The organism is Mucilaginibacter sp. 22184 (assembly GCF_052045695.1).
GTDB lineage: Bacteria > Bacteroidota > Bacteroidia > Sphingobacteriales > Sphingobacteriaceae > Mucilaginibacter.
Map to the genome: position 1 here is coordinate 167,450 of NZ_JBQEPI010000011.1, position 13,989 is coordinate 181,438.

The 13,989-nt window shown below is 41.1% G+C and carries 12 protein-coding genes; 8 read left to right on the forward strand and 4 right to left on the reverse strand.

The genetic code is table 11. The features are described from left to right. Window positions 1-16: 16 nt before the first annotated feature. On the reverse strand, window positions 17-1,129 hold the full coding sequence (locus tag ACTJKG_RS23610) for a S1C family serine protease (protein WP_440740567.1): 1,113 nt from the start codon (window positions 1,127-1,129) through the stop codon (window positions 17-19). A gap of 17 nt (window positions 1,130-1,146) precedes the next feature. Continuing rightward, complete coding sequence (locus tag ACTJKG_RS23615; RefSeq protein ID WP_172336704.1) at window positions 1,147-1,716, reverse strand: RNA polymerase sigma factor; 570 nt, start codon at window positions 1,714-1,716, stop codon at window positions 1,147-1,149. Between the two features lie 340 nt (window positions 1,717-2,056). On the opposite strand from ACTJKG_RS23615, the gene ACTJKG_RS23620 reads away from it, so the two are divergent. The 4 genes from ACTJKG_RS23620 (at window position 2,057) to ACTJKG_RS23635 (ending at window position 3,587) form a co-directional block, all read left to right on the forward strand. Continuing rightward, window positions 2,057-2,257, forward strand: a complete 201-nt coding sequence (locus tag ACTJKG_RS23620; protein ID WP_172336703.1) for a hypothetical protein — start codon at window positions 2,057-2,059, stop codon at window positions 2,255-2,257. A 171-nt stretch (window positions 2,258-2,428) separates the two neighbouring features. Beyond that, window positions 2,429-2,650: a hypothetical protein gene (locus ACTJKG_RS23625; protein ID WP_172336702.1), complete on the forward strand. Its 222-nt coding sequence runs from the start codon at window positions 2,429-2,431 to the stop codon at window positions 2,648-2,650. Between the two features lie 175 nt (window positions 2,651-2,825). Then, entirely contained in the window at window positions 2,826-3,020 is a 195-nt protein-coding gene (locus ACTJKG_RS23630; protein ID WP_440740568.1) for a hypothetical protein, read from the forward strand. 120 nt (window positions 3,021-3,140) lie between these two features. Continuing rightward, a complete protein-coding gene (locus tag ACTJKG_RS23635) occupies window positions 3,141-3,587 on the forward strand; it encodes a hypothetical protein (protein WP_172336700.1) in 447 nt (148 codons plus the stop codon). Between the two features lie 72 nt (window positions 3,588-3,659). Here the strand turns inward: ACTJKG_RS23635 and ACTJKG_RS23640 are convergent, their stop codons facing one another. Further along, a complete protein-coding gene (locus ACTJKG_RS23640; protein ID WP_440740569.1) occupies window positions 3,660-4,115 on the reverse strand; it encodes a ferritin-like domain-containing protein in 456 nt (151 codons plus the stop codon). An 87-nt stretch (window positions 4,116-4,202) separates the two neighbouring features. Then, window positions 4,203-4,370, reverse strand: coding sequence for a phosphatidate cytidylyltransferase (locus tag ACTJKG_RS23645; RefSeq protein WP_172336698.1), 168 nt, complete (start codon window positions 4,368-4,370; stop codon window positions 4,203-4,205). Between the two features lie 484 nt (window positions 4,371-4,854). On the opposite strand from ACTJKG_RS23645, the gene ACTJKG_RS23650 reads away from it, so the two are divergent. The 4 genes from ACTJKG_RS23650 to ACTJKG_RS23665 all read left to right on the forward strand — a co-directional run bounded on the left by ACTJKG_RS23650 (window position 4,855) and on the right by ACTJKG_RS23665 (window position 13,986). Beyond that, complete coding sequence (locus tag ACTJKG_RS23650) at window positions 4,855-5,076, forward strand: hypothetical protein (RefSeq protein WP_172336697.1); 222 nt, start codon at window positions 4,855-4,857, stop codon at window positions 5,074-5,076. Window positions 5,077-5,179: 103 nt separating this feature from the next. Continuing rightward, window positions 5,180-6,676, forward strand: a complete 1,497-nt coding sequence (locus tag ACTJKG_RS23655) for an ATP-binding cassette domain-containing protein (RefSeq protein WP_440740570.1) — start codon at window positions 5,180-5,182, stop codon at window positions 6,674-6,676. A 244-nt stretch (window positions 6,677-6,920) separates the two neighbouring features. Next, on the forward strand, window positions 6,921-10,211 hold the full coding sequence (locus tag ACTJKG_RS23660; RefSeq protein WP_440740571.1) for a hypothetical protein: 3,291 nt from the start codon (window positions 6,921-6,923) through the stop codon (window positions 10,209-10,211). A 187-nt stretch (window positions 10,212-10,398) separates the two neighbouring features. Beyond that, the gene (locus tag ACTJKG_RS23665; RefSeq protein ID WP_440740572.1) at window positions 10,399-13,986 is read left to right on the forward strand and encodes a beta strand repeat-containing protein; all 3,588 of its coding nucleotides are present in this window, start codon (window positions 10,399-10,401) and stop codon (window positions 13,984-13,986) included. The last annotated feature ends 3 nt before the right edge of the window (window positions 13,987-13,989 follow it).

Consider the following 13,989-nt stretch of genomic DNA (forward strand, 5'->3'; position numbering starts at 1 on the left):
TTATTGGTTGGGCAAATTATTGATTGTAAACTTTAACCATGAAAACATAGTCTTTAAGTTTTTTCAGCTGTTGCTTACGGCTTAAACCAGCCAGCGTGTTTTTGGTGCTTAAGGTTAATGATTTACTTAATGAATCTGAAGGTATATTCTGGATAGCTTTTAACAGGTATGCTGATTTTACAGCAAATGCTGCTCCTGCTATCTGTGTTTGTTTAGCGTTGATGATACCGATCACATTACCTTTCTCATCCAATAACGGACCGCCGCTGTTACCCGGATTAACAGGAATAGAAACCTGATACTCGGTAGTATCACCTTGATAACCGGTGGCTGATGTTAACGCCCCCTGTCCAAAAACAACCTTACCATCCGGATAACCAAAAGTAATTACGTTTTCGCCAAGGTCTGTAGATGAGCGCTTAAAGTAATAAGGTATCGCACCCAAACCTGTAAATGCATTATCATTGATCTGTAATACAGCGATATCATTTACAGGTTCGGTATAAATTACTTTACTGTGAAAAGATTCACCGGCAGCGTTTTGAACATATACAGAATCGGCGTCTTTAATGACATGATAATTGGTAACAATATATCCGTTTGACGAAAGCGCGAAACCGGTACCTCTGAAATTACCGGGGTTAGATGGCCTGGCTTTGGGTTTAACAGGTAAATTATTAATAAAAGTATTTGCCTGACCTTCCAACTTATCTGTTTTATACTTAAGCCTGCCTACTTCCTGGCTCAACTGCTCAAAATTCGATTCATGATTATTCAGTTTACCGGTAAAAAACAGCGTACCCAAAATAGCAAAAATAGCTATAGATGCCGCTACAGATATTTTGGAGTGGTGGTTGCGCCACATACGTACTACCCAGGTTGGATGGATGGTTACTTCCTCTTTCAGGGCGTGCACATCTATCTCATCGTGAATAGCGTTCAGGCGTTTTTCCAGCTCCAGGCGTTCGCCGTATTGTTTTAGTAAACCAATAAACTGCATGTGCTCGGTAACCCGGCTTTCTACAGTCGCGTCGTTTTTGCGGAGCAATTCAAACTGGGTACGTTCGTCGGCGGTCATGCTGCCGTCAAAGTACCTTTCAATTAATTCCGTAAGTTGGTGATCACTCATCTCTTTGCTTTCCTTCCTTATTTTTGCTGAAAAAACAGCTTTTTGAGCCTTTGCAAGCATTTATATTTTTGTGTTTTGGCATTATCGGCATTGGTATAGCCAAAACGTTCGCAGATATCCTGCATAGATCTGTTATGTATATAAAAGTCTTCCATAATGGTTTTGCAGGGTTCACCCAGCAATTGCAGGGCACTTTCCATTTTTCCAAACTGCACATCCCGCTCATTATGGTCGTCAACCTCTTCGTCAACAGGCAGGTACTCTTCAAAATCACGAATATCGCCTCCGTACCTGTTCATGTGGCTCAGTCTTTTAAGCCAGAGCCTGCGGCAAACCGAATAGATATACGTTTTAAGCTTACTGCTCAGTTCAAATTTGCCCGACTTTATCTTATTATAAAGAACGATGATCGCTTCCTGATATACATCTTTGGCATCATCCTCATCCCCGTTGTTATTGATAATTAACTGCAGTATCATCGGAAAATAGGTAGTGTATAACTTTTTTAACACTATCTCCGAGTTGTTGAGTATACCAAGAACTATCTCGCTATCTGTTGGTGCCGAAGCTTTTAACTCTTTATTCACTCTTAATACTATTTATATAAAATTGTAACCCATCATCATAAAAAATAATTTACCTAAAATAAATCATTAGCATCAACATGGATATTTAGTGTTGTAACAATTATACGCCCGAATGTTCAATTCGTTTTTTAATACCCTAATTTCAACAAGGTAACCCATCGCCTCCGCCCCTCCATTTTTTTTATAAGATGGCAAATCTGCAATAAAAAAAACCGGCCTCAAAACATTTCGTCAATCGCCGGTATTCGCAGGTCATCTCCTTTAATGTAAGGCTAAGGTTACCTTTTTATTTCCACTGTATTAATACCAAAAAAACAATTAAAACTTAAAACGTACTAAAATGAAAAATTCAATCAAAACCGGTTTAGCCGCGTTAGCTATCGCTATTTCTTTTACCGCTTGTGGTGGCGATGCATCAAAAACACCTGTCGATTCTGCTAAAACCAACGCAACAAAAATTGATTCAGCTAAATTAGACTCGGCCAAAACTCTTGCTGCCGATTCTGCTACCGCTGTTCTTTCTGATTCGACTAAAAAATAACCGAAGAATACAGTAAAAAAAAAGCCTGTTTACTTTTCCCTTGTTTATCAATCATTTATAAACAAGGGAAAAATATTTTTATTTTTTTTAAAAACTTGGGTTACCTTTTTTACATACCGGTATTAATACCTGAAAACGATCACAAAATATTTAAATTTTAAAACTCACAAAATGAAAAATTCTTTCAAATTAGGTTTCTTAGCTTTAGCTATCGCTGTTTCTTTCGCTGCTTGTAAAGGTTCTGGTTCAGCTTCAAACGCTGATTCTGCTAAAGCTGATTCAGCTAAAGTTGACTCTGCAAAAACTGATTCAGCTACTAAAGTTGATTCTACTGCTAAAGCTGGTGCTGCTGCTGTTGATTCAACTAAAAAAGATACTGCTGCTAAAAAATAATTATACCATGATATAAAAGTGCTTGAAACATAAATTTCAATCGCTTTTTATTGGTATTTTAGTTATTCTTTAACTTAAAAGGTAACCCGTGATTTTTAATTAAAAATTATGGGTTACCTTTTTTTGTTTTAGGTATTAACAAGAAAACTATATAATCACTTATTAAAAATTAAACATGAAAAATTCATTCAAACTTGGCTTTTTAGCCCTGGCTATCGCTGTTTCATTTGCTGCTTGTAAAGGTTCTGGTTCAGCTTCAAACGCCGATTCAGCTAAAATGGACTCAGCTAAAATGGACTCAGCTAAAACTACTGCTGTTGATTCGGCTAAAGCTGACACTGCAAAAGCTGACACAGCTAAAAAAATGTAATTTCTCATTTTTTAGAAACAAAAAAACGCCCTGGCTTACCGGGGCGTTTTTTTGTTTCCTTAATTTTGTTGCGTAAAACAATTTGGATAGATATTACTTCATATGATAAGTTTAAATTATATGAAATATTCCGAATGGCAATCACTCAGTACAGACGAACGCAAAAGCATAGGCTGGCACCGGCATCCGCATATTAAAACTGCTACACTTTTCAGCATCGCTTTTATTATCGCTTTTATAGCTGTGGTTTTCGGCATCAGTAAAAATAGCATGGTACACCTTAACCGTAAGCCCACTGCACAGGAAGCCTTCAATATGGCCAGGGGTATTGTAAAAGATCATCTGAAACAACCTTCAACAGCGCAATTCCCAGGTCATGATTTTAAGCCGGTGATTGATACAGCCAACAACAATTACCAGATCCGGTCGACCGTAAAAGCTTTAAATATTCAGGGCAAAACCATAAACGCGGAGTGGGTTGTGGACATGCATTACACCGGCGGCGATTGGTCTGAAAAAACAAGCTGGCAGGTTAAATCAGTAAGCATATCGCCCGACATCAATTAGCAAACTTATTTCCTAAAAAAAAGACCAGCTGTTTGGCTGGTCTTTTTTTTAGGAAAGGCAATAATTATATTTCTATCGAACCTGGTCGCGCAGCGCTTTTATTTCATCATGAGCATCGAGCAGTTTATCCAGTTGTGCACTCACTATCTGGAGTAAGTGGGCGGGCAGGGATTCTTCTTCCAATGCTTCACGATAAGCTTTTACAATAGCATCTTCTCCAAATTCACATTCCTCCAGTATATCGTGTGTATCATGAGCGGTGAAGGCAGCTTTAACATCAAACCACGTTCTGTGAATTTTACCACTGGTGCTTGTGCTGGTATCTATGTCTTGTCCTAACACCTGAATCTCGGTACCCAGTTCAATTTTAAACCGGTGGCTATCGCCGATGAGCGTAGTGAAAAGATCCTTAAGCCCACCCTCATTATCTTTCAAGTCTTTCAAAGCGCGTTGATACCCCTCAATGCGATCATTATTAATTTGTACCAGGTCATTTAATATCCCGGCTGTTGCTTGTGCATTTTCCATAGTTATAAGTTTTATACAAAATCAACAGCACAAAGGTTAAATTGTTTAATTTTAAATAAAAATATTATCCTATTTATAAATAAAATTCTATGATTTCCCTCTGAATAAAGAGATGATCCAAACTAATATCAAGATAACTACGATTACAGCTACGATACCCGCAACCGCGCCGGCTTTAAAGATCCCTTCAATCACCGAACAGCCGCTCAAGGTGAACAGTAGCAGGGTAATAAATATCAAATGTGCGTTTTTCATATGTTGGTTATTTGTGATTATTTGTTTAACTATACTATTTACTACACCACTGCCCTGTTTTTTGTTTGCCATGAAATAAGATGAAGGTAGCTGCGCTAAAAAAGACGACCCAGAAGTTAAACTTTTATACTGTTGATTAAAAAAATAGACTGCCGCTATAATTTAATGTTACACCAAATATTGGAACGATTTATGCATACAGCTTAGATATAATTAATAAAAATTTTAATTAAACCTTCGGGCGGTTTAACAGTCGAAATGAGCAACGTTGGAAAAAATAATCCGGGTGAACAATGTATAAGTGATTAGGATATTAACTATCAATTAGCCAAAAAATAATTTTCAGTATTAAAATATAGATTTTGCTAATTGAAAGTTAAAGCTTACATACTTATAGTGCATGTTTTGATCAAACACTAAAGCTAACTGAATTAATTTACATAAATTTGCATTACATTTTCCTTAATAAAATATACCTAATAATATGAGTTTACAAATACAGCCAAATATCCATTGCGAAAATTGCATTAAATGTGGTGCACGTCCACAAGTTCAGCAAATAAAAAAGTATTGGATCATTTCATGCCCTAATAACGATTGCAAAAATATTGTAAAAGACGAGATCGTTAATTTTGCGGCCTGGAACAGACTGAATAAAACCAACACCAATATTAAGCCTAACCAAACGCTTAAAAAAATAGCTTAAGTATCAGGCTTATAGTACTGCATTACTAAAAATTAAGTAAAACAGTACGGCTTTTTAAGGCAGATAAGTATTTTTACCCCTTACTTATAAAGCCATGCTCAAGATGCTTTTTTCAATAAACAATGCTACCGTAAGATTTCTGACCAACACCCTGTTCAATAATCTTACATTCAAGATAAATAAAGGCGAACACTGGGCTCTGATAGGCGAAAGTGGTTCAGGTAAAAGCGCTCTGCTACAAACTATAGCAGGGCGCTTTAATATTACCGGAGGTACCATCAATTACTATTTCCAGAATGATGTTTCGGGATTGCAGGTGGCGCAAAATGGCCAAAATCTGCACAGCAAACTCATATCCCTGGTTGAACCCAAACACCATTTCCGCAACCTGTCAAACACTACTGATTTTTATTACCAGCAACGATACAATTCCTCAGACTCCGAAGATGCCTTAACTGTTAATGATTACCTGTTATCGGTAAAAAGCATTCCGCGCCCTGGAATACACTGGACGCTGGAGAATATCCTTAGCTTGTTAAACCTGCACGCCTTACGCGATAAGCAGCTTATTAAGCTCTCCAACGGCGAAACCAAACGTTTAATGCTGGCCGCCGCCCTGCTTAAAAATCCCATATTATTACTGCTCGACAATCCCCTGACCGGTTTGGATGTAAAAACCAGACAGGAGTTTAATGGCATTATTGAGCAGATCACCGCGTCGGGTATCAGCATTATCATGGCTACCTCTGTACATGAAATACCCGAAGCCATTACCCATATAGCCGTTTTAAAAGCCGGCGAAATTGTTCATGAAAGCACCAGGGAAGCCTTTACCCCCGAACTGTTTGCGACAGACACATCAGATCATATTGACAAACAGGAACTTGCAGAACTACTCAATATCAATAAAAACCCTGTTACGTTTAACCAGGTAGTAACCATGGATAAGGTACATATTCAGTATGGCGACAAGGTGATATTGGATAATGTAAACTGGCAGATAACAACGGGCGACAGGTGGGCACTACTTGGACCCAACGGCGCGGGTAAATCAACCCTGTTGAGCCTGATCAATGGGGATAACCCGCAGGCCTATGCCAATAACATTATCCTGTTTGACAAAAAACGCGGTACCGGCGAAAGCATATGGGATATTAAAAAGAAGATCGGTTTTGTATCGCCCGAGCTGCACCAGTATTTCCCTACCGATAACAGTTGCCTGCAGGTAATTGAATCGGGCTATTATGACACCCTTGGGCTATTCAGGCCAAGTAACCCCGAGCGGGCGGCCATTGCTCTGCGATGGATGAAAGCCCTGGAGATTGATCGTTATGCCCGCACCCTTTTAAAAAACATTCCGGCCAGCGCCCAGCGTTTATGTTTACTGGCCCGGGCGCTGATCAAAAACCCCGCTTTGCTTATTTTTGATGAACCCTGTCAGGGCATGGATGATCATCAGCAGCAGCATTTTAAAAACCTGGTTGATACCATTTGCAGCCTGAGTAATGTTACCCTTATCTACGTAACCCACTACCAGCACGAAATACCCAACAGTGTTGATAAAGTACTGCGACTAGATAAAGGTAAAGTAGTTAATTAGCGTGTACAATAAACACTACATGCGCTGTAGTATATCCCCGTCATTGAAAGTTAAATTTTACATAATAGTTAAATTAAACTTTATTAATTCTTATCAATTTTTTCTTTTAAATGCCATTTATTCATTCATTTTGTTCATTAATTTAAACGCTATATCCTTCTGATAAAACACACGTAATAAACCGTAAATTACTTATTAGTTTAATAGCTAATAAGAATTATCTGCTATTATAAACCTGTGTTTTATGAAGAGCCTTTTACGTTATTTGATATTGCTGCTGATACTGCTTGGCTTACAGGTAACAAATGTAAAAGCGGCTAATAAATCATGGGCAGGCGGAGCCGCGGGTGATGTGTCTAACTGGAATAACGGAGCTAATTGGCAGCCGGCAGGAGTACCCACAGCCGCAGATGACGTAAACATTGGTGCGTTGCTTTTTTTCACCAATCCTCCTATCGTAAATGCCGGGGATAACGTATCCTGTGCGTCCATTACGTTTGGCGTGATACTAACTTTAACCACTGTACCTTTAACAGTGAACGGCACCTTAAATGTAACCAATTCCATTACCCAGCAACCAACTTTATTAATTTCCTATTCGGTTCCATTATCCGGTACCGGTACCCTTAACTGCGGTTCTATCCAAATTAACAATAATTCAAACCCCGGTAGCGCTTTATTAGGTATCTTCCCGAGTTTAAATTTTATAGTAACTCTTCAAAATTTAAATGTTAGTGGAAACGTAACTGTTAATTCAACTACTGTTGTAGCCCTTGTTATCCCATTGGGGGAAATTGACGGAAGGTTTTCATTAGTAAGCGGAACTACTACTATTGGCGGACAAATACTTACACAAAACACCCTGTTTCGCATACTCGGCCTCAGCAATAGTGTAGGAAATCCCGTATTTAGTATCGATCCTCCTACTGGTTCCACTGCTACATTAATACTCACCAATGCAAATCCTATCAATACAACACCTGTTTCCGGATCAACGTATGCAGGCTCTATCGATTTTTATAACAGCACAGGAACAGGGCAAGCAACCGTTAATTACGCGTATCCAGGTGCAGGCATACAAACGGTATATGCAACAACCGGTATTAGTAATTTAGATATAAGCCCGGCATTATATCAAAATCTGACATTTACAAGCACAGGTAATAAGCGTCCTACTGTTACATCCGGCTTGCTAACCGTTGCCGGTAATATAGATAATTCTGCAAGCTCGCCTATTGATTTTGTTACCAATACCAATACAGTTCAATTAACCGGTCCGACTGGTATTACCCAAACCATCGCCGGTGGGTCATATGTCAACACAGGTTTGCCCGCCTCACCCGTTGGTACTGTATTCTATAATCTTACTTCATCAGCCACAACTGCAACCTTAAGCGGACGTAATAATATAGCCGCCAAGGGAACTTTGGCCTTTTTAAAGACGAACAACACTACCATGAATGTGGATGCTACAGCATCCAATAGCCTCACCCTATTATCAAACAGTACCGGCGACGCCAGTATTGCCAGTTTAAGCGCCGATGCCAGCGCCGTCGCCATCACAGCCACGGTTACCGGTACCATTAACGTACAGCGCTGGGTAAAAGGCGGTGGTGGATCAACCGGGCCGCGCCGTTATATGCTTATTTCCTCGCCGGTTGCCAATGCTTCGGCCAGTACATATAACCTGCAGCCATTTTTTGCCACTACCTATATTACTGGTCCGGGTGGTACGGGCAATGGTTTTGACACCTCGCCTCAGAACAACCCATCCGTTTTTATATATGACGAAAATGCGCCGACTACACCAAATCCCAATGTAGTAACTGGCAACGAATTTAAAGGCTTTGCTACCATGAACGAAACCGTACCCATGGGCAATGGTGTAGAATTTTATTTCAGGGGCAGCCGTACGGGTGTGCCTGCTTCTACGGTATTTCTGAGCCCCTTCCCTGCTCCTGATAATGCTACGTTAAATTTTTCGGGCGCTGTGTATAAAGGCGCTGGTACAAACGGTGCTTTCACGGCAAGTATAATTAACTTCCCTGCCACCCCACCACCTTATTATAGCTCATCGGCGGTTACACTTTCAAACAATTTATCACGTAATAGTTCGGCATCAACAAAATTGGGACTTAACCTGGTTGGCAATCCTTATCCATCGGCAATTGACCTGCAAAAGGTTTATTCTGTTAACGCTAATAAATACAAGTTTTACTATATGCTGGTTAAAAACGTAACTACTGGCCCCAATAGCTTCTCCACTAAGTATGCTGTTTATGACGCGACGAATGCAATTATACCTGCTGGAGCAAGCAGATACGCCGTATCCGGACAGGGCTTTTTTATAGTTGCCCCTACCACAACTTCAACGCTAACATTTGATGAAACTATGAAGGCGCCTTATACTTCATATTCTTCAACCAGTCCGGTGTTTAATGTGATACGTAACCCATCTGTGGTGGCTAAAACTTTGGCGGTTAGCCCTGATAAAAATGCGACGCAGCAAATTGCCGCTTCCAGCTCACCGGCATCTGCCGAAACCGTTACAGACCCTATGCCACGACTGCGTTTAGAAATGATGCGTGATACCAACATCCTGAACACTGCCGACATTGCCTTTGATAAAAACTCCAGTGCCAAATTTGTACCTGGCGAAGATGCGCCATACATAGCGGCATCAGGCCAGGGTGACTTCTTCTATTCACAATCGGCCGATTCTGTGGCCTGTTTTGCAAACTATACCGCAAACCTGGAAAAACTAAAACGCATCAATTTGTTTATCGCGTTTTCGACTTTTGGCCAGTACAAAATTACAGCGCCCGTTAAATCAAACATCGACGAACGCTATACCATCTATTTAAAAGATAAATACACCAACGATTCCCTGGATGTGGTACACAACCCGGTTTATACTTTTAATGTTGATCAAAACCCGGCCAGTTACCCACGCGACCGCTTTTACCTGAGCATTGGCATCGCTCCGGGGCATGATTATAAACTGTTGGACTTTAGCGGCACAAAAATAACAAGCGGTATACAACTTACCTGGAAAACCGATAATGAAAGTCATTTTACAGGCTTTGCGGTTCAAAAAAGCATTAACGGGGGTAAGTCGTTTATGATGATCGATAGCCTGCAATCAACCGGAGCCGGGAATTATAGCTTTACAGATCCGGCGCCGGGTACCGGCCAGATCACTTACCGGCTGGCGCAGAGCCTGGTAACCGGCGATATGCAGCTGTCAAAAAACCTGGTATTTGATTACAATAGTGATTTGAATGTTTTAAAATTTATGGTATATCCTACAAGCACGGCCCAGGACATCCACATTAAACTGGGTAAAACCTACACCAATAACATCAAGATCAATATTATAAGCGCCACCGGCGGCATGGTAAAAACCTTAACCTCTGCCAACACCGATTCGGTACAGGAAAACGTGGCCGGGCTTATTAAAGGACTTTACATTGTAGAAGCCATTGATACCAACACAGGCAAACGCATCGGCAGCGCCAAATTCTTTAAACAATAATAAATCCAAAAACCGGTTTGTTATAATTTGGCAAGCCAAGTTGGTCTGTTTCTTTAAAAATTGACTAAAAGCCCTTGTCTTGTTCATTTTATTCATTCAAAAAGATGTCTTTAGGCAACAAAAATGAAACTCTGACGAAAGTTTGGTCGTATAAGTTCTATATTATAGAAGCTTAATATACAAAACATTGTTACTTCAGAATCTGCCAATACGCTTACCCAAAACTCTTCTTTTTGTTATTTTACTGATATTTATCCAAAGCCCCAGCTTTGCTACGATAACCTTTGACTGGGATGGCAGCAACTCCACGAGCTGGACAGTGAAAGCTAATTGGACCATCACTGCAAACAACGGCGAAAATTTAACCAACGTAAATTACCCGGGCGAAAGCAGCAGCCGGACTACTGATATTGTGAGGCTTGGTGTTAATACCGCCGTTAGCGCTTTTGCTAATCAACCTGTGCTTGGTGCAAGTGTAACCATAGCATCGCTTACGTTCGGTTCTGCCGTAAACAGCAGCACCCCTGCCGGTACTATATTCTCAGGTTCAGTTTTAACCATCCAATCGCCTGCCGTACTAACCGTAAGTGGCGATGTGGTTCAGAATGTGAGCTCAAGTAGTACAACTATATTTAATGCCATCAGAGGATCAGGCTCCATAGCCTGCAATAACTTACAATTGGGCATCAACAATACCACCAAGGTATCTAATTTGTACTATTTAATAGTGGAGCCTGCTGTTTTTACAATTAACAATAACGTTAATATATATGTGAATTGTTCATCGCAAAATGGCAGTGGTATCAGGCTTGAGGGGGGTACCATGACCATCAACGGACAAATAACTTTTACCAACAGTGGTAACAGTACCATCAATAACTCCAGTTACTTTACCGTAAATGCACTCACATCCTATAAAGGAAGCAATAATAACACAGCTACCAATCCAACACTTGTACTTAAAAGCACTACTCCTGTAGGTGCTATACCCGCGCCTTATGCCTCCTGCAATTTTTATGGCGACCACGGTGGTAAGGCAACTACTATTTACCAGGGAGCAAACCCACTGATTTTCACATCTGCTTATCCAGGTTTCGGGCCTGGCGGCGGCCCTCCCATCGCTTTCCCGAATACAAGCCCTACTTATGACAACCTGGTTATACAGGGCAGCGGCACCGCGGTAATAGGAGGACCAGGCGGTAGCAATCCGGCATATTTAACTATTGACTCTACATTAACAACAGCCAGCAATACTACATTTAATACGGTTAACACCACTACTATTATTGGCGTTGTAAGTACCGGAACAGGAGCCAAGTGGACAAACAATACAGGGATAACTGTTACCGGTGGTGCAGGAACTATTGATATCAATGGCTCATTAAGTAATGCCGGAACCATGAATATGGGTACAGGCAACCTCAATATAGCTAAAGATTACAATAATACCGGTGTATTTACGCCAAATACCACTGCTATTATCACTTTTGATGGTGCCGCCGGACAAACTTTAACTGATAAAACCACTGCAGGCACAAAATTCAACAATGTGTTTTTCACCAATGGTTCAACAAGCGCCACAGGCAAGCGGATGATAGGAGGCAGTAATTTTTTTATTAATCCCACTTATACCATCAACGTAAACGGATCGGGTATATTGACGGTAGAAAATACGCCTGCAACCTATACTTCGGCCCTAACGTTGCTTTCTACATCTGCTGGTGATGCCAGTATCGGCAACTTAACCGCCGGTACCATTGCTGGTAAAATTGAAGTACAGCGTTTTATAAAAGGCGGCGCCCGCAGGTATATGCTTATTTCATCGCCGGTTGCCGATACTACCAATACCGCTATAAGCAGCACCTCCAACAGCTACAGCCTGAAACCAATCATATTACCGGGGGCGGCAGGTACCAGCACCATTGTTACCGGGTTAAATGGCGCTGCTAATGGTTTTGACAGCGCCCCGGCTACGGGTAACAGTCCCTCTGTTTTTGTTTATAATGAAAACGCGCCAGGCTCAACAGACCCTAACCAGGTGGCCGGCAACGAGTATAAAGGGCTAACCAATACCAGTGTATCTATACCCATGGGTAACGGTATATTGCTTTATTATAGGGGAAGCCGGGCCCTGTTAAACGCGGCCACGGGAGCGCCTTTTGTAAAACCCTTCCCCGCTGCCGATGATGGCACATTAACGTTTTTCGGATCGGTTATCAAGGGAACTACAGCTACCAACTCCCCCATGACACCTACTATTATTAATTTACCCGCCACCACGTCAGCAGACGCGTCAACATATCCTTTAACAGGCACTGCCTTTAATCTCAACACGTTATCATTTCATACCACAACTTCAACGACAAAAAGAGGGTATAATTTAGTAGGTAACCCGTACGCCTCTGTTATTGACCTGGCCAAAGTTGGCGCCGGTAATACCACCTTGAAATTTTATTACTTACTCATCAAAAACGCTTCGACCGGGCCAAACAGCTCATCCACACGGTTTGTGCTATGTAATACAACTAATACGGCTTCACCGGCTGTAGGAACCGGAGGCAGTCAATATGTATTATCGGGGCAGGGCTTTTTTGTGGTGGCACCGGCTGCAAATACCAAGATCACCTTTGATGAAGGCATGAAAGTAGGCTACTCAACTTATAGCGGTACTACCCCGCCTATTTTTAATGTTAAAAAAGACGGCCCTGCTGTTGTAAAAACACTGGCTGTTAATGCCGGTCATGATATTAACCAGGCAGCCAGCTCATCAACTACAGCAGCATCGGCCAATAGCGATACCACCCCTTGGTTAAGGTTGGATATGATGCAGGATTCGAGCACTTTTAGCTCAACTGATATCTATTTTGATAAAAACGCCCAAACAAAATTTGTTCCTGGTGAGGATGCACCTTACCTGGCTTCATCGGGCCAGGGCAACTTCTTTTTTTCGCAAACGGCCGATTCTATAGGATGTTTTGCCAACTACACCACCCAGCTGGAAAAAATAAAGCGGGTGAATCTTTTTATTGCCTACACCAACTTTGGTACATATAAACTTACCGCGCCTATAAAACAAAATATTGATGCACGCTACTCCATCTATTTAAAAGATAAGTTCACGAACGACTCTTTAGATGTGATACATAACGCAGGATATACTTTCAACGTAACCACCGATAAGGCCAGCTATGCCCGCGACAGGTTTTATTTAAGTATTTCTATAGCTCCCGGTCACGAATATAAATTGCGTGAATTTAATGGAGTTAAACAAACCACCGGTATAAAACTAAACTGGCAAACCGACAATGAAAGTAATTTCACGACGTTCGTTATTGAAAAAAGCACTGATGGCGGCAATTTATTTATAGCTATTGATAGCTTACGATCAACCGGGGTGGGTAATTATAGTTATACCGATATAACACCCGGCAGCGGCCAGGTACTTTACCGTTTAAAACAGGAATTAGTAACAGGGCATACCGACGTTTCGAAAAACCTAACATTTAACTACCTCAATACAAATCCTTTAAGGTTTGTTGTTTACCCCAGCACTGCTTCGCAAAGCATCAACATCAACTTTGGCAAAACCTATAGCAACGCTATTAAGGTGACTATCGCGAACACATCCGGAGCGCTGGTAAAAACCATAACAGCCAGCAATACCAATTATTTACAGCAAAATATTGGTAACCTGTTGAGCGGCCTTTACGTAATAGAGGCAGTTGACGAGTCTACCGGAAAAAGGATCGGCAGCGCTAAATTTTATAAACAATAACAC